Source organism: Streptomyces albipurpureus (assembly GCF_023701525.1).
Taxonomy (GTDB): domain Bacteria; phylum Actinomycetota; class Actinomycetes; order Streptomycetales; family Streptomycetaceae; genus Streptomyces; species Streptomyces albipurpureus.
In genome coordinates this window covers 1-22,194 of sequence record NZ_JAMQAW010000070.1, presented here as the reverse complement: position 1 = coordinate 22,194, position 22,194 = coordinate 1, and the positions used below count along the sequence as shown (strand labels likewise).

Below are 22,194 nucleotides of genomic sequence, written 5' to 3'. Positions count from 1 at the left end.
GCCACGATCCACAGAGGGATCACTGCCCGGCTGATTTACGGAGAATGCAGACTTCCGCGGCTTGGTCTGTTTTTTCCAGAAGTCCCGGCGGATTTCCGGAAGACGCCGACTATGCTTCTGGCGCGGCCAGAGACGGCGTGTCGCCCCCCTATGTATCAGTGGGTACCCGCCCCGGTGGCCGGTCCGCACGCGCGCCCCCGTCCGTGCATCCATGCGCCCCGTATGCGGGATCATGATCTTGGGCGTCCCGTAGGACGCCCGTAACCCTAGGTGACAGCGGAAGTTGAGTGGTGCGTGGAAGAGACCATGGGAGTTGCAGAGGCCGTACAGATCCCCCAGCAGAGAGGTGAACAGCTGCTGGACCATGCCGTGCGATACGCGGAAGAGCGGCACTGGGACGTGTTTCCCGGTACCTGGCTGGAGTCGGACGACGGCAGAGTGCGCTGCTCCTGCGAACAGTCCGATTGCGCGGCGCCCGGGGCGCACGCGGCTCGCCCGGACTGGGCGAGCCAGGCCACGGGAAGCGCGACCGCCGCGCGCCGGATGTGGGGCATGAACCCCAAGGCTTCGATCCTGCTCCCCACCGGCCGCACCTTCGACGCCCTCGACCTTCCCGAGTCGGCCGGCTTCTTGGCGCTGGCCAGGCTGGAGCGGATGGACCTGCCGCTCGGCCCGGTGACGTGCACCCCCGACCGCCGGATGCTCTTCTTCGTCCTGCCGGGCGGCGCGCAGAAGGTGCCCGACCTGGTACGCGGTCTCGGCTGGGCACCGACGTCCATCGACCTGATCGGCCGGGGCGAGGGCCACTACGTGGCGGCACCGCCGACTCGGGTCGGCGCACAGGGCGCGGTGCAGTGGGCCCGTCGCCCCACGCCCGCGAACCGCTGGCTGCCGGATGCGGAAGAGCTGATCAGTCCGCTGGCCTATGCCTGCGGACGGGAGGCCGTTGCCGCCCGCACCCGTGGGGCTTAGCTGACGCTTACATAAGGTGGACCCGTACGGACGCGAACATAAATACGACGCGTAGAAGAAACGGGACACCGAAAGGCGGGCACCATGCCGGACGACCGGGCGATGGGAGCCGTGGAGGCGGACGGAGCACACACAGCACCGTCCGCTGTTCGCGTCGAGGGCCTGTGGAAGCGGTTCGGGCAGCAGATCGCCGTATCCGGCATCGATCTCACGCTGCCCGCAGGGAAGTTCATCGGACTGGTCGGGCCCAACGGCGCCGGAAAGACCACCACACTCTCGATGATCACCGGGCTGCTCCGCCCCGACCAGGGGCGCATCGAGGTCGCGGGACACGATGTCTGGCGCGACCCCATCGCCGTCAAGGCGAGGATCGGCGTGCTGCCGGAGGGGCTACGGCTCTTCGAACGACTGTCCGGGCGGGAGCTGTTGGCCTACAGCGGGCGGCTACGCGGTCTCCCCGGGGCAGAGGTGGACAAGCGGGCCACCCAGCTCCTGGACGTACTCGATCTGGCCGGCGCCCAGCACAAACTGGTCGTCGACTACTCCACCGGCATGCGTAAGAAGATCGGTCTGGCCGCGGCCCTGCTGCACAACCCCGAAGTGCTCTTCCTCGACGAGCCGTTCGAGGGCGTCGACCCCGTCTCCGCCCAGACCATCCGCGCGGTCCTTGAGCGGTACACGGCCTCCGGGGCGACCGTCGTCTTCTCCAGCCATGTGATGGAACTCGTGGAGTCGCTCTGCGACTGGGTCGCGGTGATGGCCGCGGGCCAGATCCGGGCCCAGGGCCCGCTCGCCGACGTACGCGGCGGCGCGCCGAGCCTTCAGCACGCGTTCTTGGAACTGGTCGGAGCGAACAACCGGGACACCGGGGAGTCCCTGGACTGGCTCGGCGGGGGCGGTGCGCGGTGAGCGGGGCACAGAACCCACCGTCGCCAGAAGCGGCCATCCCCCCGCAGTCGGCGCTGACCGCCCCCTCCGAGTCCACCGGCGGTGGACGGCCTACGGCCGAGGTGAGTGCTCGACGGCTGGCCGGCATCTTCGTACGGCTCAAGCTGTCGCTGCTGCGCAATGGACTGCGTCAGTCCTCGGCGCGCACCACCGTCTTCGTCATCTCGCTGGTCTTCGCCCTACTGATCGCGACCGGCCAGCTCCTGGGACTGGTGCTGCTCCGGGGCAACGAGCACGCCATGACGGTGGCCGTGCTGCTGACGGCGGTGCTGGCGCTCGGCTGGGCGGTGATGCCGCTGTTCTTCCCCAGCGGTGACGAGACCCTGGACCCGACCCGGCTGGTGATGCTGCCGCTGCGCCCGCGCCCCCTGGTCTTCGCCCTGCTCACCGCGTCGATGGTGGGCATCGGTCCACTGTTCTCGCTCTGTCTGGTGCTCGGCGCGGTTCTCGCGCTCGCACACGGCGGCTTCGCCCTCGCGCTCTCGGTGATCGCGCTACCGCTGGCCCTGCTGGTGTGTGTGGCCCTGGCCCGAGCCGTCGCGGCCGGCAACATCCGGCTGCTGACCTCACGCAGGGGCCGCGATCTCGCCGTGCTCAGCGGACTGGTGATCGCCATCGGCCTCCAACTGGTGAACTTCGGCGCCCAGAGCCTGAGCAACGCGGGCGGACTGTCGGCGCTGGAGCCGGTGGCCGACGTCGTACGGTGGGTCCCGCCCGCTTCGGCGATCGGCGCGATCGACTCCGCCAGCGATGGTTCCTACGGTGTCGCCCTCGCCCAGCTCGCCCTGAGCGTCGCGGCGCTCCACGCCCTGCTCTGGTCCTGGGCGCGCAGCCTGAACGCCCTGATGACCACACCCGACGGTTCCACCCTGGCGGCGGCCTCGACCTCGTCACGCGAGGGCGCGTCGGCCGGAATGCACCGACTGCTGCCCGAGAGCCGTACGGGCGCGGTGATGCAGCGCAGCCTGCGCTATGTGTGGCGGGACCCCAAGACCAAGATGGCCTGGGTGTCGGCGCTTGCGATCGGTCTGATCGTGCCGCTGCTCAATGCGCTGCAAGGCACCGGGTCGGTCTATCTCGCCTGTTTCGCGGCGGGGATGCTGGGCGTCCAGATGTACAACCAGTTCGGGCAGGACACCTCGGCCTTCTGGATGGTGGCGCAGACCATCTCCACCGCCAAGGACGCCTACGCGGAGCTCTGGGCGCGGGCGCTGGCCCTGCTGGTGGTCACCCTTCCGTACACCGTCCTGGTCACCGTGGTCGTGGCGGCGGTCCTGGACGACTGGGAGACGCTGCCCTCGGCGCTGGGGCTCTCCATCGCCATCCTGGGCGCCTTGCTGGCCACGGGCGCGGTGGCCTCGGTTCGCTTCCCCTACTCGATCCCGCAGGACAGCGCGTACAAGAACGCCGCGCCCGGGCAGGGGGGCATCGCCTGGATCTCGATCTTCGGCGGAATGCTGGTCGCGGCGGTGCTCTGCGCTCCGATGATCGTCGCGACGATCTGGCTCCACACGACGGACCGGCACGGGGACCTCTGGCTGCTGCTGCCAGCCGGTGCCACCTACGGGCTGTTGATCGGCTGGGCAGGGGTCCGGCTGGCTGCGCCGGGGATGGCCAGTCGGCTGCCGGAGATCCTGACAGCGGTCAGCAAGGGCTGACCCCCTCGCGTACGAGGACCAGTCCAGGGCCCGTGGTCGAGCGAACCGCTCGACCACGGGCCCTTTCCGCCGCGGAACCCGCGCTCGGGGACGGGCCTCAGGCCGACCGGAGGAGTCCCCGAGGCGGGGCCGTATCCCACGCCGAGGCTCCGGCCCTCCCCCACCCCAGGACCATCCCCCGGGGCCATCCCGACGCCGGGCACCTACTGGTCGACCCCCGGAGCGACCGACCCGGCGATGGAATGCCTCACCGACCCCTGAGACCAGCCTCTGCCAGCCGGGCGCGGCTGGAAACGGGTGATCTTCCGCCGATGAACATGCCATCACCCTTCGCATACGAGAGACTCCCCAGCGCAATCACCCTCGGAAGTGAAGGAGCTTCATCCATGCGTCGAACGCGCGGCATGATCGCCGTGACCGCCGCTGTGCTGCTGAGCGGGGCGGCCACCAGCACGGCCTCGGCCACGCAGCCCACGAGCGCCAGCGGCCTCTACGCCCCCTCCGCGCTGGTGCTCACCATCGCCAAGGGCACATCGACCGCGACCGCCACAGTCGAACGCGCCGTCACCCTGAGCTGCGCGCCTACGGCCGGCGGCACCCATCCGGCCTCCGTCGCCGCCTGCGGTGAGCTGGATTCGGTGGACGGGGAGTTCACGGAGCTGCCGTCGGCCCTTGCGTACACCACCTGTACCCGCCAGTGGGACCCGGTCACGGCCGCCGCCCACGGGGTGTGGCGAGGCCAGCGGATCGCCTGGTCGGCGACGTACAACAACGGCTGCGAGATGGTGGCGAGCCTCGGTGGAGGGTCGATCTTCGCGTTCTGATCGAACCCCGGCTCAGCCGATGTTCCGGGAAGCGGGCAGCGCCTCCCCACAGAACACACAGACGAAGTCGCCCTCCCGCACGATGTTGGTCTCCCGGCACCCAGCGCAGCGCCGGAAGGTGATCTCGTGGGTGAAGCCCTCCGGGCGGCCGATCCCGATCCGGTCCAGCGCCTCGGCGATCGCGGCCCAGGACCGGGGATCGGGGCAGCAGCCGGTTGACTGATTGCTGATCTCCCTGACCACACCAGCCCAGACCACACCAGCCCCGACCGCCCCGGCCGAGCCCGCCCCGGCTGAGCCCGCCTCGGCCGGGGCCGCTGGGACCGGGACCCGGTGGTGAACGCGATCGGCCCGCTCGATGTGACGCGGCCGGGGCGGCGGGAACGTCCGGCGACTGTCGCGGCGGGTGAAGGCGATCTCGCCCGCGCCCAGGACCGGGCCGCCCCCGGCACAGGCGACATGCTCGCTGCGGCGTGGTGCGAGCCGCGGCCAGCCGGCTGGATCGACGACACAGGTGAACGGCTCGCTGAGCTCCGCCTCCGACCGGTGATTGATCCACCGCTCACAGTCGGCCGCGGTACGGATCGCCTCGCCCGCGCTCCGGGGGTGGACAGCGGCCAGGATGCCGGCCGGGCCCACGTACCGGTAACGCGCCATCAGCCCTCCTGTGCACGGACACCGTCGAGGAAGGGCTCGATCGCCTCCCGCCACCCCTCCGGCTGGTCGTAGTGGATCAGATGGCCGGCATCCGGGACCTCCGCGTACTTCCCCCGCGGGAGCACCCGGACCATTTCCTGCGCCTCCGCCCTGCCCAGCTTGCCGTCCACGCCCCGGACCACCAGCGTGGGGCACTCCACCAGGGCGAGATCCTCCCAGTGCGCGTCATGGACCCATGCCTCGCGCGACTTGAGCATCTGCCGTCGGGAGAACACCGGACGCCAACCGTCCGCCCGTTCGGCCATCACCTCCGCGTAGAACTCGCCCCGGGAGGCACTCGGCTGCTCCATGGTCGGATCGTCCTCACCGAACCACTTGCGCACATCAGCGAGTGTCGCGAAGGGCACGGGCCAGGCACGGAACCACTCATCCCATTCCCGCTGTGAGGCGGCGCCCAGGGCCGATGCCCGCATATCGCAGATGATCAGGGCTCTGACCAGGTCAGGACGCCTTGTCGCCACCTGCCACGCGGTGAGCGCGCCCATCGCATGGCCGATCAGCACCACCGGGGCGAGGCCCAGTTGCTCGATCGCGGCCTCGGCGTCAGCCGCGTACGCCTCGCGGGTGTAGGGCCCTTCCGCCGGCTTGTCGCTCCGCCCGTGGCCCCGCTGGTCGAGCGCGATCGCCCGATGGCGCTCGGTGAGCCAGCGTGCGGTGGAGGCCCAGTGGGAGGCCCGTCCCATCAGTCCGTGCAGCAGGAGAACGCCTGGCGCGGGCTCGGGCTCATCGCCACCCTGAGCATCGCCACCCCCCTTCGGCGGGTCCGCGTACTCCCATGCAGCCAGCCGTACTCCGTCGGCTCCGGTCACGTCGATGCGCCGCACCATGTGCCCGGCACCCCCTTCTGTCCCCTGGTGTCCTGCTCGGCTGCCCACCCGCAGCTTATCGAACTCACATTCGAAAACACGGTTCTGACGTGTAACACCCCTCGTTCGAGTGACCACCCTCCAGGATTGACTGCCGCCGCCGAGGGGAGATCTTCTGCGGGAGGCGGGCCGCTCGGGGAAGACGGTCCGAGGGGATTGACCCTGGGAGCTCGGGGCTCCGGGTCAACACAGGGGAGGACAGGCCCCGGCGCCCTTGGGCGCCGGGGCTCTCCCTTGTACAGGAATTCCCCTGCCCGACCCGCCACTTCGACCACACCCGGGCCTCCGACCGTCTCAGCGACCCCACCCCAGAGCGCCATCTCGACCCCTCAGCACCTATCCGCCGCTCCGTTTCCTGGGTGCCCGCCCACTCCCCCCGCGTCCTGGCACCGGCCCGACATGCCGGGCGTTCGTCAAGAAAATGTCCGGCCCATGGGCTGATATGCACCCGCCAGTCGATTCCGCCGCCCATCGGCAACCGTCGGACGCCGTCCGGCAGGCCGCCCCTGCCCATCACTCGCTCGGGCAACTCGGACCGATCGAGTCGTCCGGACCGCCGAGGCCGCTCAGGACAGTGCCCGAGCTGGCGTACAGAACGTCCTCGACCATCGATACGACCGCGGGGGCAACGGAAAGTAGAGCGCTCTCCGAGTAGGAGGAGGCGCTCAGAGACTTCGGACCACGGGGTGATGGGTGCGGAGACTTCGGAGCGCTCATGGCGCTCGCGAGCGCGGTTCCGCAGGCGCGGGACACGCGTAGACCGGCTCCGGGGGGTGAGGACTTGCCGACTGCGCTGTTCGGTACGCGGGGCGTACGACGGGCGCATCACCCTGATCCCTCCCCGGCCTGGGGTCATATGCCTCAAGCTCAGCCTGGCACGCGATTCGCCCGGGCGTTGCCATTCCGGGCGGAAAACGTTTTCAGTGATGCCGATGGGCACGTTGGGACGCACGCCCCCCGGCGCACCGGATACGCGGGGCGGGACCCTCAGCAGGGTCCCGTTCCCCGCGTCCTACTGCTTGGCCACAAAGACGTGCGAGGCCACATCGGCCTCCAGCTCCGCCGCCTCACCGCTGCTGCCGACCAGGACCCCGCCGGCCGATTCCGTCACGCTGACCACCGAACCGGGCTGTACGCCGGCCCGCCGGAGTGTGTACATCAGCTGGGCGTCGGTCTGGATCGGCTCACCGATCCTGCGGACGACCACGGTCTTCCCCTCGACCCCGGGGTCGAGCTCGGCCAGCGAGACCATGTTGTCGTCCAGGAAGGGATGGGCCTCCGCCTTCTCGCCCAGCTCTTCAAGGCCGGGAATCGGATTGCCGTAGGGGGATTCGGTGGGGTGGCGCAGCAGCTCCAGCACCCGCCGCTCCACCGCCTCGCTCATGACGTGCTCCCAGCGGCAGGCCTCGGCGTGCACCTGCTCCCACTCCAGCCCGATGACGTCCACGAGCAGGCATTCGGCCAACCGGTGCTTGCGCATCACGCGCGTCGCCAGTCGCCTGCCCTCCTCGGTCAGCTCCAGATGACGGTCTCCCGCCACCGTCACCAAGCCGTCCCGCTCCATACGGGCAACGGTCTGGCTCACTGTGGGACCGCTCTGGTCAAGCCGCTCCGCGATACGCGCGCGCATAGGAACCACACCTTCCTCTTCCAGCTCGAGGATGGTGCGGAGATACATCTCCGTGGTGTCGATCAGTCCGGACATACGTGCCCCTCGATGAAATCGTGCGCTGCGGCCCCGACTCAATTCTTACGCATCACACCGACAACCGTGCCGCGCCGGAGAAAGCCGCTACCTCAGGCCGTATTGACAGGGCAATGGTTCAGACCTCAACGTGATCCGCGGCACGGGATATTCCCGGCCCGCTCCATGTTCCATACGTACCCGGGTACGCGTGTTTCGCATAGCGTTCCCACACACCCCGAAAGGGCTCGGCGATGAGCGAGAGCAAGCTGGCCGGTCGGTTCTTCGACGCTTCGATCGGTCTGCTGCAACGCGTACGGGACGAGGAGGCGGAGAACATCGCCGCCGCGGGGGCGGCGATAGCAGACACCGTAACCTCCGGAGGGCGGTTGTTCGCCTTCGGCGCGGGCCACTCTTCGCTCGCCGCCCAGGATGTCGTCTATCGCGCGGGCGGCTTCGCCCTGATGAATCTGCTCGCCGTTCCCGGTGTGGTGGGGGTGGACGTCATGCCCGCGACCCTCGGTTCGGCTCTGGAACGGGTGGAGGGGCTCGCCGGTTCGGTGCTTGACACCGGCCCGCTGAAGAGCGGCGACCTGCTGGTGGTCATCTCCCTCTCGGGACGGAACACCCTGCCCGTCGAGATGGCGCTGAAGGCCCAGGCGCTGGGGATCAAGGTCATCGGCGTGACGTCGGTGGCGTACGCCGAGGCCACCAGTGCCAGGAACGCGTCGGGCACCTTCCTCAAGGACCACTGCGACATCGTCCTCGATTCGAAGATCGCTGTCGGGGACGCCGAACTGACCCACGACGGGATCGAGGCGCCTTTCGCCCCGGCCTCGACCGTGGTGACCAGTGCGCTGATGCAGGCGATGATGGCGGCCGCGGCCGAGCAACTGGTGGAGCGCGGGATCGAGCCGCCGCTGCTGCGGTCGGGGAATGTGGACGGCGGCCATGAGTGGAACACCCGGGTGATGACGGAGTACGCCGACCGGATCTTCTACCGCCGCTAGCTCCTCGCTCCACCCGCGGTGTCCTCGCTCCGGCCGCGAGGAGCCAAGCTGGCCCCGCGATCCGACGGGGCCAGCGGCGTGTCCGCGGTGGGGTTCGCCGTGGACACCCCCTGTCCACGGCCCCTTCGGTAGGTGCCCTGGCGCCCCCATGGGTGTCTCGCCGGCCCGATCCACCCGTCGGCGGTTCCGGCGCCCGTACCGCTGGGGGCTCGGACTCGGTGGGCCCGGGCGGGGTCGCCGCCCGGCCCGGAACGCCTCCGGGCCGTGTACGCGGCCCTGCCGTAGCCGTGCAGCCGCCAGAGCGCCCACTCACCGCCCCGTACGGGGCTGATGGCCCGCTTCCCCGTAGCAAGGAGGGGCAGGGGCGCCATCGGCCGCTGGGGGAGTGCTAGCGGGCCGTCACGGCCGCCAGGTCCAGTGCCGTCGCGGTCAGGGACGACATGCTCTCGGCGTATACGGCGTCCGGCCGTTCGAACGCGGGCCGGGAGGGACCGCGCAGAAAGGTGATCACGCCCAGCGTCCGGCCCCTGCTCCGGAGCACCGTGCAGAGCGCATGCGCCATGTCCCGCGGCCAGCGCCGGTCCCGGGGCCATTTCGCCCGCTCCGCCGCGGAGGCCGCGCCCGGCACGCTCGCCCGTACCGAACCGTTGCGGTCCGCCGCCTGCAGCGCCGGATGGCCAGGTGGGTAGTGCACCGGAACTCCCCCACCCGTCACCGGCAGACAGGGTCCCGGGGCACCGGTCGGCGTCGACGCCGACCGGATCAGCCGCCCGCCGTCCCCGGGCTCCAGCAGATCGACCACCGCGTGATCGGCGAAACCCGCCAGCGCGAAGTCCAGATAGGTCATGGCGGCAGCCGTCGGATCCTCGGATTCCGCCGCCGCCCGGCCCGCCCGATGGAGCTGACCCGCGCGAAAGCGCAACCGGTCGGCTTCCTGGTCGGCCAGTCGAGCCTCCGTCACATCGTGGAACAGCCAGGCCACGCCCAGCGGTACCGGCTCCTCCGCGAGCGGCGAGCCCAGCCGGAGGAAGCCACTGCGCCAACACCGCCGACGCCTGCCGTCGAAACCGGGGGGAACACCGGGACCGGGGGATCCGCCCGAGCCGGGGACCACGCCGGAACCAGCGGATTCCCTGGGGTGCTCAGCGCCTTCCGCCAGCGTCACCCATAGCTCGCTCAGACCACGCTGGGCGCCCTCCGCGAGCACATGGTGGAGCGAGGACTCCAACTGCTCGACACCCTCGACGATCATCTCGCCGAGCGGTCGACCCAGCGGTGAACCGCCCCCGGCCGCCAACGCCCGTTCCGCATAGCGGTTGACGGTGGTGGGCCGCAGGTCGACATCGACCAGAACGACGCCCCAGGAGGCGTCGGCGAACAGCGCCTCGCTCAGAGCGATGGAACGCTCCAAATCGATCTGCGCATGAACCTCGCTGAAGGCGCAGTACACCCCCGCGGGCCGGCCGTCCGCGCCGAGCACCCGGGCCAGTTGGGTGCGCACCAGAACCCGCCCGCCGTCCTTGCGCAGCAGCGCGAACTCATCGACCTGGCGGCCCGGTGACTCCATCGCGGCCATCAGCCGCCGCTCCACCTCGTCGGCATCGGCCCTGCGTACGGCCCATCCGTTGAACCCCCGCCGGCCAACCGCCTCATCGGGCGACCAGCCGAGGATGCGCTCGGCCTCGCGGTTCCAGTGGGTGATCGTGCCGTCCGCGGCAAAGGCACAGAGCGCGGCGTCCATGCCGTCGAGAAGGGCGGCAAGCAACTCCGAACACGGCTCGCTGACGGCGTCGTCCTGTGCCGTCCCGCTCCGGGCCCGGGGGCCGAGCGGTTCGGCTGCCTCACTCGTCTCACTCTTCGATGCACTCATACCGGCCCCCTGAAGGACGCGTCCGCGCGAGTTGATGCACGTCAGACCATTCAACTCGAACGTGACCCAGGACACACGGGGTTCCGAGAAAGCAGCGCGCATTTATTCGGTTGAACCGACCGCCCGGGGTTCCTAGGCTGTGGAGCACACAAGATAAGGAGGTGGTTCGGAAGATGTACGCATACCGGACGCGTGAGGTGACTGCGGGCTAAGGCCCGCCGTCGCACTCTGTGCAGTCGGCAGGCCTCCTGCCGCAATCCAACGCAGTCACCGACCCGCGGGCTCGCCGGTAACGTCCGGCCGGCTCCTCCGCAAGGAGGGACCAGAGCCCGCGGGTTTCTGCGTGGCCCGGCCGGTGCGCCATTCGGTTCTCGCACACCCGTTTTCCCTTACCTGCCGTTGCCGTCGCCGACGCCCCGACATTTCCGCCGAGTTTCTTCGGCGCCTTTTCGCTGGCTGGTTTCCGGTTCGGACGGGGCCCTGGGACAGGCAGCCGCGGTTTCGGTGTTTTCTGCGGTGTCCGCGCTGGCTTTTCCACCTCCAACGCCTCCGCCGCCTTCGACATCTCCGAGAAATCCGGCGTCTTCGACGTCACCGGCATCGGTATGGGTACGGGCAGCGGCACCATCGGAGTACGGATCGCGAAAGACACCGAGGAGCCGATTCCGTACCGACCCCTCTCCCCTGGCGACCCGCCCCGGGGGAGACAGCCGCCTCGGGAAGGCAGGCCCTTCACGCTCCAGCGGGAGAGTCACTTCAGGGAGAGAGACGCTCCACCCGCCACGCCTTGTCCCCGCCATCCCCACCCAGGTCTCCGGCGTCGCCCTCCGCCCGCGCGTACCGCAGCCGGTCATGCAGCCGGTTCTCATGCCCCTGCCAGAACTCGGCTGTCTCAGGCACCACTCGAATGCCGCCCCACTCCGGCGGAGCGGGCACTTGCTCCCCCTCCGGGTAGCGGCTCGCCAGTTGCTCGTACCGTCCGATCAGCTCATCCCTTGAGCCGATCACCGACGACTGCTCGCTCGCCCAGGCACCCAGCTGGGAGCCGTGCGGCCGGGTGCGGAAGTACGCCACCGTCTCATCGCGGCCGATTCGGGAGGCCGTGCCGGTGATGACGATCTGGCGGGCGATCGGATGCCAGGGAAAGAGAAGCGAAACGTAGGGGTTCGCGGTGATCTCACGGCCTTTTCGGGAGGCGTAGTTGGTGAAGAAGACAAAGCCTCGGGAGTCGTACCGCTTCAGCAGCACCGTGCGCGACGAGGGGCGGCCATCGGGCGTGGCGGTGGCGACGACCATGGCGTTGGGCTCCTGGAGGGCTGCCGCGGTCGCCTCGCCGAACCAGCGCGCGAACTGGTCCATCGGCGTGGGCGCGAGGTCGGACTCCAGCAGCGGAGTCGAGCGGTACTGCTCGCGCATCACGGCGGGGTCGGGAACGGGCTCCAGTTCGCTCGACGAGCGTGCGTCAGAGGCGGGGTCCGGGGCAGCGGCGGGATCAGTCACCCACCCATCCTGCCGCAGCGCCTCGATCCCCCGGCACCGAGTGCCGGGCCGCATTCCCCGTGAGTGGCCGTCCTCACTCGCCTTCCCGCTCCCTCAGCTCCCGCCGCAGGATCTTTCCCGAGGGCGCCCGGGGGACCCCGGCGACGAAAGTGACTCTACGGATCTTCTTGTACGGGGCCACCCGCTCGGCGACGTAGCGCATCACCGCGTCCGCCGTGAGTCCGCCCGTGGGCTGGCGGCGGACGACATAGGCCGCGGGGATCTCCGTGCCGTCCTCCTCCCGGACCCCGATGACCGCCGCGTCCACGATCGAGTCATGGGTCAGCAACAGCGCTTCCAGTTCAGCGGGGGCGACCTGGTAGCCCTTGTACTTGATCAACTCCTTCACCCGGTCGACGACGAACAGCCAGCCGTCCTCATCCACCCGGCCGACATCGCCGGTGTACAGCCAGCCGTCCTTGTCGATCATCTCCGCGGTCGCCTCGGGTTGGCCCAGATACCCCTTCATCACCTGTGGACCGCGGATCGCGATCTCCCCCTCCGCACCGGGGCCGGCCGGCCGCGTCCGGTCGTCGAGGGCGACGATCCGCATCTCCGTGGACGGCAGCAGCTTGCCGACGGTCCCCGGCGGTGGGTTCTCGGCTCCGATGGGGACGGCATGGCAGCCGGGCGAGAGCTCGGTCATGCCGTACGCCTGAGAGATCGGCGGCAGCCCGAGGCGATCGGAGCAGGCGAGGGCAAGCGCCGCGTCGAGGGGGGCTGCGGCGCAGATGATGTGTTCCAGCGAGGAGAGGTCATACCGCTCTATCGCCGGGTGCTTGGCGAGCGCCCGCACCATCGGCGGCGCCACATACAGCCGGGTGACCCGGTGTCGCTCGATCGCGCCGAGGAAGCCGTCGAGTTCGAACCGGGGCAGGACGACGACGGTCGCGCCCTGCTGGAGCGGCCCGTTCAGCAGGGCGGTGAGGCCGTAGACATGGAAGAAGGGCAGCACCGCCAGAACGCGGTCCCCGGGACCCACCGGCAGCAGCGGGTGGAGCTGCGCGAGATTGGTGGCGATGGAGCGGTGGCTGAGCAGCACGCCCTTGGGCAGGCCGGTGGTGCCGGAGGAGTACGGCAGGGCTGCGATGTCGTTGGCCGGATCGAAGTCGATCCGGGGTTCGGGTGCGGTCGACCGCAGCAGATCGCGGGTGCTGCGGTGGCCCGGGGCGCGTTCGCTGACGAATATCTCGTCGATCCCCGGGACCAGTTCCGCCGATCGGCGGGCGACCTCCAGCAGGGCCGGGATGGTGATGATCCAGCGGGCGCACGCGTCGCGCAGCTGTTTGGCGAGCTCTTCGGCGGTGGCCAGCGGATGGACGGTGGTGACGATCGCGCCCGCGCGGGTGGCCCCGAAGAAGAGTCCCGGGTAGGCGATGGTGTTGGGGCTGTGCAGGGCTACGACATCGCCCTTGCGCACACCGGCATCGGCCAGCCCCGCGGCGATCCGACGGTGGTGATGGTCCAGTTCGGCGTAGCTGATGGTGGTGCCGTTCCCGGCGTCGATCAGCGCGGGCGCCGTTGCGTACTCGGCGGCCCGGCCGAGTACCGCGTCGTGGATGGGTTGGCTGACGGGCTGGACGTCGGCGTACTGGCTGCGGAACACCATGGGAGCCCCCTCGCTGTGCATCGCCGTGCAGACAGGCTGGAGGGCCAGAATCGCGGCTGCGGTGACGCTTGGGGAGACCTGGGGATGGTCGAGATGGAGACGAGAGGCGGATGGCTGATGTGAATACCTGGCCGGATCTGACAATCCGGCCAGTCCTCAGCTCGGCTGCCGACGGCGCACCTGGCTGCGTACCGCTCCGATGCTGGCAACGATGACCAGCGTGATGGCGAGCGCGTCGGTGACGGCGAGCGCCTGGTTCAGCACCAGGAAACCGGCCGTCGCCGCGACCGCCGGCTCCAGGCTCATCAATACGGCGAACGTGGGCGCGGGCAGTCGGCGGAGTGCGAGTAGTTCCAGGGTGTAGGGCAGTACCGACGACAACAGGGCGACCCCGAGCCCGAGCAGCAGGATCGAGGGGTCGATCAGTTTGCTCCCGGACTCGATCAGACCCAGTGGCAGACTCAGCAGCGCGCCGACTCCCAGGGCCAGGGCCAGCCCATCAGCCTGCGGAAAGCGCCGTCCGGTGCGTGCGCTGAAGACTATGTACGCGGCCCACATACCGCCCGCTGCCACGGCGAGCAGCGCGCCGACGGGATCGAGCCGGTCGAAGCCGCCCCCGCTGAGGAGGAGGACGCCGACGAGCGCGAGTCCCGCCCAGACGAAGTTGATCGGCCGGCGGGACACGATCACCGAGAGGGTGAGCGGGCCCAGCACCTCCAGGGTGACCGCGGCGCCCAGCGGAATCCGGTCGATGGACTGGTAGAAGAGGATGTTCATGGCGGCCATGGCGACGCCGAAGGCGACGACCGTGCCCCAGTCGGCGCGCGAGTGACCGCGGAACTTGGGACGGCAGATGATGAGAAGCACCAGCGCTGCCAGCACAAGACGCAGGGTGACCACGCCGAACGCGCCGGCCTGAGGCATCAGCAGTACCGCGACCGCTGCTCCGAACTGCACCGACAGCGCACCGGCGACGACCAGTCCGACGGGCCCCAGCGACCCGCGCCCGGACCGGCCGACCTGATCGCCACCACCAGCGCTTCCCAGCTCAGTGGGGGCAGCTGGGTTCAACGCCGCCGCGACCTCCGGTCCCTCGGCGGCGACCGCGCTTCGGATTTCGTCCACCGATGACCTCCCGGCCGCTCACTCATTCCATGGCCTGGCCAAAAGCCGACCCACCCTGACGCTACGGCCTTGCGCACGTCCCGTGAAATGCTGACTGGGCTGCGGTTATGCTCCGGGCGCATGAGCATCGAGCTGCGCCATCTCCGCTCCTTCCTCGCCATCGCCGAGGAAGGCAGTGTGACGAGGGCGGCCGCCCGACTGCATCTGACCCAACCCGCGGTTTCCCGGACGCTCGCCGCCGTGGAGAAACACCTCGGTACGAGACTGGTGGACCGTTCCACTCACCATCTGGCGCTCACCGCGGAGGGCAGGATCTTCCGCGACAAGGCGGCGGCCGCCGTGGCCGCCTTCGATGAGGCCCTGGACCCCACCCGGCTGCGCCGCTGGCCCCTGCGCCTCGGTCATGCCTGGTCCGCCCTGGGCCCCTTCACGACCCCGCTGCTACGCCGCTGGGAGCGCGAGCAGCCGCAGACCCCGCTGGAACTGCTGCGCATCGACGACCGTACGGCGGGGCTCGCCCGCGGTGAGGTGGACGCGGCCGTGCTGCGGGGCCAGGTGGAGACTCCCGGCCTGGTGACCGAGTTGCTGTTCATGGAGCCGAGGGTGGCCGCGGTCACATCGGATGGGCCGCTGGCGGTCAAGGACGAGCTGACGCTGTCCGATCTGGCGGCCGGGCCGGTGCTGGTGAATCCGGTTTCGGGGATCACCACACTGGCGCTGTGGCCCGAAGAGGAGCGCCCGGTTTCGGCGGTCACGGTGACCAACACGGATGACTGGCTGGCGGCCATCGCGGCAGGGCGGGGCGCGGGGGTTTCGGTGGTCTCCACGGCGGAGATGCACCCCCATCCGGGGGTCACCTACCGACCGCTCCCGGACGCTCCCCCGGTCCCGGTTCTGCTGGCTCACCGGGTGGGTCCCCAGCACCCGGCGCTGCCGGCCCTACGGGACATGGCGAGGGAACTCACCCGCCAGGACTAGACACCGCGGGGCCTCATGGCCTGAGAGGTCGGGGGCTCTGTCAACTCCGCGCCAGGGGTCACCCTGGATTTCCCGCGCACGCCCAACGGACCGGAGTGACCTCGCCGCGGCCCCGACGAGTCCGCTGAACGCCGACGAGCGCGGTGGGCACAGGCCCCCATATCCAGGCAACTCACCGCACCCACCGTGCTCCACCTCCCGACGCCGGTGATCCGCGGCGAGGAGCGGCCCGCGTCCTTCCCCGACGCGGTCTGGAAGATCACCCGACCGGGCTGCACTATGACCTGGTGCAACAGCTCGATGCCCCCAAAGATTGGGGACGTCCGAACCGCCTGGGCGGACGGTCGCCCACCGAGGCCGCGCTCGTACTGCCGGATTGCCCTGTCGTGAACGGGAAACCCTCCCCGACGACGGAACGTACAACAGGTGTTCCCCCTGACCGAGGCGAACACGGCCGTGACCTCCGTGACCCCGGAACGGATGCGCTCCAGACCGCACTGGGGCATGCGCGGGCAGAAGCGGACGCCCTGTCCCCGGTGCGTTCCCGACGCCACCATGGATGAGGCCGACGACAGCGACGACAGCATTTCGAGGAGCTGACCCCCACATGTGTGAACTGATCGCCCGCCTTCTGCAGTGGGCAGAGCGTCTCTTAAGAGGGGGTAGGGGCGAGCTCGTTGCCGACTACACCCCACCCCCGAGCGACCCATGGGCCCAACCCTGGGCAACCCCCACCCCCGTCCATGTCATCGAGCGCCACTGCCCGTTGCGGGGTGAGGACTCCCGGCTCGTCAGGCCCTACGCCCCCGCCGATGACACACTGGAACTGCGCCAGGTGCGGCCACGGCGACGGCTTCTGTACGCCGCGATGGGGCTTGACCTCCCCATCACCACCAGAGGAGCGTCCGTATGACGCTCGACGCCCTCACCGCTGACGCCCCGACCGTGTTCCGCGCCGACTGTGTCGAGTGTGGACGCGCCACCATCGCCGCGGTGCCCGTCCGTTGGGCGCAGGCAGGCGAGATAGTGCTGTACGCCTGCCCTCAGTGTGCGCCTTTCCTCACCCCCGGACCCGCCCCGGATGAGCATCATCGGACCGCCGCATAGCCGTTGTTGTCCTCTCTCAGCTCTCCTCGGATTCCAGGCCCTCCGCAAGGACCTCCGCCAGATGCCTTGCCCGCACCCCGGCGAGCTGGGCCAGCTGCGTACGGCAGGAGTAGCCGTCAGCGAGCAGTTCGGCGGTAGGTCCCGCGGTGTGGACCGAGGGGAGCAGTTGTTCTTCCGCGCAGGCTGCGGATACGTCGTAATGGCCCCGCTCGAAGCCGAAGTTGCCGGCGAGTCCGCAACACCCGCCGCTGAGTTCGCCGCGCAGCCCCGCCCGCTCCCTCAGCCGGCGTTCCGCCGCGTCGCCGAGGACCGCGTGTTGGTGGCAGTGGGTCTGGCCGACGACATCACGGTCGAGTACCGGTGGCGCCCAGGTGGGGGCGTACTCCTCCAGGGTCTGGGCGAAGGTGCGAACCGCTGACGCCAATCGCCCGGCTCGTGGATCGTCCGGCAGCAGTTCCGGGAGATCGGTGCGGAGCGTGGCCGCACAACTCGGCTCCAGAACGGTCACGGGGACACCGAGGTCGAGTAGCGGTCCGACCGTGTCCAGGGTGCTGCCCATGACCTCGCGGGCCCGATCCAGTTGCCCCGTGGAGACATACGTCAGACCGCAGCAGATCCGACCCGCCGGGACCAGCGCCGGCAGTCCCGCCGCGAAGAGCACCCTGAGCGCCGCCTGGCCCGCTGACGGGTGCAGATACTCGGTGAAGGTGTCCGGCCAGAGGACCGTCCCCGGATTTCCCCATGGCTCCTGTTCGCGGACGCCGCGCCGAAATCGCTTGGGCGCGAGGGTCGGCAGGCTCCGCTCGGGGGCAATGCCAGCCAATCGTTTGGCGACCGCCGCCAGCGGGCCCACCCGCGCCAGTACGTTCAACGGGCGGGCCAGGGGCGCGGCCAGCCGCAGCCACTCGGGCAGTCGACCCAGCGCGTAGTGGGACCGGGGGCGCATCCGGCCCTGGTAGTGGTGGTGGAGAAACTCCGCCTTGTAGGTGGCCATGTCCACCCCCACCGGGCAGTCGCTGCGACACCCCTTGCAGGAGAGACAGAGATCGAGTGCGTCACGCACCTCCGGTGAGCGCCAGCCGTCCCGCACGACCTCGCCCGCCAGCATCTCGTGCAGGAGCCGGGCCCGGCCGCGGGTGGAGTGGGCCTCTTCTCCGGTCACCCGGAAGGAGGGGCACATCACCGAGGCCCCGGAGGGCGCCGACGTACGGCATTTGGCGACACCGACACAGCGGCGCACGGCGCCGGCGAAGTCGCCCCGGTCCGCCGGATAGGCGAAGACCGTCTCGACCGGGGTCTTCGGCAGTACGGCGAACCGGAGATTGGCGTCCAGCGGGTCGGGGCGGACCAGCATTCCCGGGTTCATGCCGCCGTCCGGGTCCCAAAGGTCCTTGAACTGACCAAAGAGCGAGACGAGTTCGTCCCCGTACATCCTGGGCAGCAACTCGGCGCGCGCCTGGCCGTCGCCGTGTTCGCCGGAGAGTGAGCCGCCGTGCGCCACCACGAGCCCTGCCAACTCCTCGGAGAACCGCCGGTACTCCCCCACCCCCTGAGCGCTCAGCAGATCGAAGTCGATCCGGACGTGTACACAGCCCTCGCCGAAGTGGCCGTACGGGGTGCCGCGTAGACCATGGCTCGCGAGCAGCGCCCGGAACTCCCGCAGATAGGCCCCCAGACGGGCCGGCGGAACCGCGCAGTCCTCCCAGCCGGGCCAGGCCTCGGCACCGTCGGGGGTACGGGTCGCCGTCCCCGCCGCGTCCTCGCGGACGCGCCACAGGGCGCGCATCCCCGCGGGGTCCATCACCACCGTCCCGTCGAGGGCGTCCGCGCCCCGCACCACGACCTGGGCGCGGGCGGCCGCCTCACCGGCCGTATCGCCACCGACCTCCACGAACAGCCAGGCCGCACCTCGTGGCAGTCCCCTGGCGTCGGGCACCAGGTCTTCGGCCATGCCTTCGACGGTCAGCGGGCCGTAGGTGAGCAGACCGGCCGCCGCGTCGGCCGCCGCACCCTCGTCGGGGTAGCCCAGGACGGCCAGGGCCCGGGCAGCGGGCGCCTCCACCAGCCGTACGGTCGCCTCCGTGAGCACCCCGAGAGTGCCCTCGCTGCCGCAGTACGCCCGTGCGGTATCGCTACCGTTCTCGGGCAGCAAGGCATCCAGGGCGTATCCCGAAATACGGCGAGGGAGGCCAGTCGGGTAGCCGGTGCGCAGAAGCGCCAGATGGGTGTCCACCAACTGACGCACTCCAGCGGGTGCGTCCACTCCACCCCGACGGAGGCGATGTGCGGTACCGGCATAGGTGAGGACCGATACTTCTCGGACATTGTCTGCGGTCGTTCCCCAAGCGACCGAGTGCGCGCCGCAGGAGTTGTTGCCGATCATGCCGCCCAGCGTGCAGCGGGAGTGGGTGGAGGGGTCCGGGCCGAAGGTGAGCCCCAGGGGGCGCACAGCGTCGCACAGGGCGTCCAGTACGAGTCCTGGCTGTACCACCGCCGTACGCCCGTCGGCGTCCACGTCCAGGAGGGCGTTCATATGCCGGCTGAAGTCGAGCACGACCCCAACACCGGTGGCCTGCCCGGCGATTGACGTACCTCCGCCGCGTGGCACCACCGGGACCCGGAAGCGGCGACAGACTTCCAGGGCGGCGGCCACATCGTCCGCGTCCCGGGGGGAAACCACGCCCACCGGGACTCTGCGGTAGTTGGAGGCGTCCATGGTCATCAGAGCACGGGCGGCCGAAGTGAAGTCCACCTCACCCCGGACAGCCGTACGCAGTTCCCGCGCCAGCTCGGTGGTACTGGTGGGGTCGGGCATGTATCGCTGTTCGGCCATGTGTCTCAGGATGCCCGGATCAGTTCTGCCGTACGGTAAGGAAACATGCCGGTTGAGACCATTGCGTCCGTAGAGCTCTTGGCAAAGCCCGGGGGAAGACACCAAAGTGATCGTCAACCCTCCTATAGTGACCTTCACTTGATCAGGAACAAGCGGCTCCAGTTATGCCCCCGCCACCCCTCGGAAGGCAAACACTCGATGACCGGCACCGCCCAGAAGCGATGACCCGCGCCATGCGAGCGGTCCACCCCGCAGAACTAGGCCTGGAACTCCCCGGCGCGGCAGAGCACGCCCTGAAGGTCGTCGTGGTCGGCGGCTTCGGGGTGGGCAAGACGACGATGGTCCGCTCAGTGAGCGAGATCCGTCCTCTGCACACGGAGGAGGTGATGAGCCGCGCGGGTCGACAGCTTGAAGACACCACCAGAATCAGCTCGAAGAGCGCCACCACCGTGGCCTTCGACTTCGGCCGCATCACCATCGGCGACCGCAGCACGCTCTACCTCTTCGGAGCCCCCGGACAGGAGCGGTTCTGGTTCCTGTGGGAACGACTGCTGTCCGGCACCATGGGCGCGGTCCTCCTGGTGGACACCCGCCGCCTCACCGACGCCTGGTACGCCCTGGACCGACTGGAACACCACGGGATGCCCTTCATCGTCGCGGTCAACGACTTCGGCGGCCCCCTCCACAGCGACGAACACATCCGAGGAGCACTGGCCCTGGGGCCCGATGTACCCCTGGTGGAGTTCGATGCCCGAGACCACTCATCGAGCAAGTTCGTCCTGATCGCGCTGGTGGAGCATCTGCATGCGCTGTCGGTCCGCCAGAAGCACTGAGGGGTTGGGTCTGGGGTCCGGGGGCTTGGGCGCTTGGGGTGGGTGCGCTTGTGCTCCGGGGTCTTGGGCGCTTGGGCTGGACGCGCCCGCACTCGGTGTCCCCACCGGGGGTGGAGGGTTCCGTCCTCAAGCGCCGGACGGGCTGAGGTTGCCCCTTGGCGGGAGGCCCGCCCTGGTGGAGGTTGGCGTAGCCCAGCGTCTCGGGCACTTGGGCTGGACGCGCCCGCACTCGGTGTCCTCACCGGAGGTGGAGGGTTCCGTCCTCAAACGCCGGACAGGCTGAGGGCGCCTGGCGGCGGGCTGCTTGTTTTGACCTGGGCTGCTGGTGGTCGAGGTCTTGGGTTTCCCCGGCCTGAGGGGTCTTGTCCTGTGGTGGTTGGGGGGTGCTATCGGGGGTGACTCCTCAGCGTCGACGGCCCGAAGCTTCTTTGATCCGGCATGCGGGTCTTGCCGTCGATCGCTTCCGGGGACACCCCCTGCGCGCCCCCATCCGACACCTGCATCCCCTCGCCCCCAGGTCCCTGCCCCTCGGAGGGACCCGAGGCGGCTACTCGGCTATGACCTGGGTGGGTAGGTGACGCTCCGGAGCGGTCACCAACTGGAGGTTGAGTCTGATCACGGCTGAGGAACTCGCGGTGCAGAGCCCGGCCCTCCCTCTGCGTCATGGTGCTTCATCCCCATGAGGCAAAGGCCAGAGGCAGTGTGTGAGCTGAATCGCCCACCGTCATGCTGCTCATCGAGATCAGCCATGCGGCACGGACTCCGGTGAGTATCGGACTCCTGTGCGGTCTGGCAGCTGACACACCCGTTCGGTCTGCGGATCGGCCCGCCGACTAGGTGGACAGGGAACCAGCCTCAGTTTCGCCCCAGTGCAGTCACCCCCTGGTCCTGGGAAGAACAGGAGCCTCATGCTGCCCATCGCTCCGCTACCCGCTGGGGCGCCCCTTCTCTCACGCTTCTGGGTGGGGACAGGGCCCTGGGGGAGGCAGGTTTCGCCATACTGGAGGGCGGGGCAAAGGGGTCGGTCTCCTTTGATTCCAACTAAATGAAACTGTCCATGATCGCTAGAATCGCCCCAGGTCAGGAAGTGTGGTCCCCGCACGCGCGGGGGTGGTCCCAGTGCCCACCCCATCCGCTTGGGGAACGCCCGGTGGTCCCCGCACGCGCGGGGGTGGTCCGCCGACTCGCACCCCGAAATGGAACCTCGGCGCGTGGTCCCCGCACGCGCGGGGGTGGTCCCTGGTTGGGGGACGCCCGCCCTCGTCTGGGGCGTGTGGTCCCCGCACGCGCGGGGGTGGTCCCGAGATGGATTCCCTGGAATCGCGCTTCGCGAGGGCGGAGTGGCCCGGCTCGGGTGCCATCACGGGACGAGTGCCCCGGGGCAAGGAGAACCGGGCTTGGGCTTGGGGGCGCGCAGGGGGTGTCCCCGGAAGCGATCGACGGCAAGACCCGCATGCCGGATCAAAGGTGCTTCAGGCCGTCGACGCTGAGGAGTCACCCCCGATAGCACCCCCCAACCACCACAGAACAAGACCCCTCGGCCCGAGAAACCTGAGGTTCCCCCGTTGTGTGGGGGTGGTTGGTTAGCTGGTCAGGGTGGGTTGGTGTGGTGTGGGTTTCG

At 69.7% G+C, this 22,194-nt stretch carries 17 protein-coding genes; 9 read left to right on the top strand and 8 right to left on the bottom strand.

The annotated features are described in order from the left end of the window. Positions 1–306 precede the first annotated feature (306 nt). From NBG84_RS34410 to NBG84_RS34395, 4 genes are all read left to right on the top strand, one after another. Entirely contained in the window at positions 307–972 is a 666-nt protein-coding gene (locus NBG84_RS34410) for a bifunctional DNA primase/polymerase (RefSeq protein WP_250923612.1), read from the top strand. Positions 973–1,056: 84 nt separating this feature from the next. Beyond that, positions 1,057–1,881 (top strand): ABC transporter ATP-binding protein, encoded by an 825-nt coding sequence (locus NBG84_RS34405; RefSeq protein ID WP_250923611.1) that lies wholly within the window; start codon positions 1,057–1,059, stop codon positions 1,879–1,881. Then, positions 1,878–3,578, top strand: a complete 1,701-nt coding sequence (locus NBG84_RS34400) for a transporter (RefSeq protein WP_425608749.1) — start codon at positions 1,878–1,880, stop codon at positions 3,576–3,578. The genes NBG84_RS34405 and NBG84_RS34400 overlap by 4 nt, the downstream gene beginning before the upstream one ends. 386 nt (positions 3,579–3,964) lie before the next feature. Next, positions 3,965–4,402, top strand: coding sequence for a subtilase-type protease inhibitor (locus tag NBG84_RS34395; protein WP_250923610.1), 438 nt, complete (start codon positions 3,965–3,967; stop codon positions 4,400–4,402). 12 nt (positions 4,403–4,414) lie between these two features. Here NBG84_RS34395 and NBG84_RS34390 read toward each other — a convergent pair whose 3' ends face one another. The 3 genes from NBG84_RS34390 to NBG84_RS34380 form a co-directional block, all read right to left on the bottom strand. After that, entirely contained in the window at positions 4,415–5,059 is a 645-nt protein-coding gene (locus NBG84_RS34390; protein ID WP_250923609.1) for a hypothetical protein, read from the bottom strand. Next, positions 5,059–5,946, bottom strand: a complete 888-nt coding sequence (locus NBG84_RS34385) for an alpha/beta fold hydrolase (RefSeq protein ID WP_250923608.1) — start codon at positions 5,944–5,946, stop codon at positions 5,059–5,061. The genes NBG84_RS34390 and NBG84_RS34385 overlap by 1 nt, the downstream gene beginning before the upstream one ends. A 1,051-nt stretch (positions 5,947–6,997) precedes the next feature. After that, entirely contained in the window at positions 6,998–7,690 is a 693-nt protein-coding gene (locus tag NBG84_RS34380) for an iron-dependent transcriptional repressor DtxR (protein ID WP_250923607.1), read from the bottom strand. Positions 7,691–7,923: 233 nt separating this feature from the next. Between NBG84_RS34380 and NBG84_RS34375 the strand changes: the two genes are divergently transcribed. Continuing rightward, complete coding sequence (locus NBG84_RS34375; protein WP_250923606.1) at positions 7,924–8,679, top strand: SIS domain-containing protein; 756 nt, start codon at positions 7,924–7,926, stop codon at positions 8,677–8,679. A gap of 388 nt (positions 8,680–9,067) precedes the next feature. On the opposite strand, the gene NBG84_RS34370 is transcribed toward NBG84_RS34375, so the two are convergent. The 4 genes from NBG84_RS34370 to NBG84_RS34355 all read right to left on the bottom strand — a co-directional run bounded on the left by NBG84_RS34370 (position 9,068) and on the right by NBG84_RS34355 (position 14,813). Further along, positions 9,068–10,549, bottom strand: a complete 1,482-nt coding sequence (locus NBG84_RS34370) for a PAS domain-containing protein (protein ID WP_250923605.1) — start codon at positions 10,547–10,549, stop codon at positions 9,068–9,070. Between the two features lie 756 nt (positions 10,550–11,305). Continuing rightward, positions 11,306–11,965, bottom strand: coding sequence for a pyridoxamine 5'-phosphate oxidase (pdxH, locus tag NBG84_RS34365; RefSeq protein WP_250923679.1), 660 nt, complete (start codon positions 11,963–11,965; stop codon positions 11,306–11,308). A 157-nt stretch (positions 11,966–12,122) separates the two neighbouring features. Beyond that, the gene (locus NBG84_RS34360; protein WP_250923604.1) at positions 12,123–13,697 is read right to left on the bottom strand and encodes an AMP-binding protein; all 1,575 of its coding nucleotides are present in this window, start codon (positions 13,695–13,697) and stop codon (positions 12,123–12,125) included. A 156-nt stretch (positions 13,698–13,853) separates the two neighbouring features. Further along, positions 13,854–14,813, bottom strand: coding sequence for an EamA family transporter (locus tag NBG84_RS34355; RefSeq protein WP_425608754.1), 960 nt, complete (start codon positions 14,811–14,813; stop codon positions 13,854–13,856). Between the two features lie 129 nt (positions 14,814–14,942). Here NBG84_RS34355 and NBG84_RS34350 point away from each other — a divergent pair, with 129 nt between their 5' ends. From NBG84_RS34350 to NBG84_RS34340, 3 genes are all read left to right on the top strand, one after another. Beyond that, entirely contained in the window at positions 14,943–15,800 is an 858-nt protein-coding gene (locus NBG84_RS34350; RefSeq protein WP_250923603.1) for a LysR family transcriptional regulator, read from the top strand. A gap of 607 nt (positions 15,801–16,407) precedes the next feature. Next, positions 16,408–16,713 carry a hypothetical protein gene (locus NBG84_RS34345; RefSeq protein WP_250923602.1) on the top strand — a complete coding sequence of 102 codons (306 nt, stop codon included), beginning with the start codon at positions 16,408–16,410 and terminating at the stop codon, positions 16,711–16,713. Continuing rightward, complete coding sequence (locus tag NBG84_RS34340; protein ID WP_250923601.1) at positions 16,710–16,907, top strand: hypothetical protein; 198 nt, start codon at positions 16,710–16,712, stop codon at positions 16,905–16,907. The genes NBG84_RS34345 and NBG84_RS34340 overlap by 4 nt, the downstream gene beginning before the upstream one ends. A gap of 16 nt (positions 16,908–16,923) precedes the next feature. Here the strand turns inward: NBG84_RS34340 and NBG84_RS34335 are convergent, their stop codons facing one another. Further along, a complete protein-coding gene (locus NBG84_RS34335; RefSeq protein ID WP_250923600.1) occupies positions 16,924–19,740 on the bottom strand; it encodes an FAD-binding and (Fe-S)-binding domain-containing protein in 2,817 nt (938 codons plus the stop codon). Between the two features lie 233 nt (positions 19,741–19,973). On the opposite strand from NBG84_RS34335, the gene NBG84_RS34330 reads away from it, so the two are divergent. Next, positions 19,974–20,573, top strand: a complete 600-nt coding sequence (locus tag NBG84_RS34330) for a GTP-binding protein (protein ID WP_425608753.1) — start codon at positions 19,974–19,976, stop codon at positions 20,571–20,573. Positions 20,574–22,194: the final 1,621 nt, after the last annotated feature.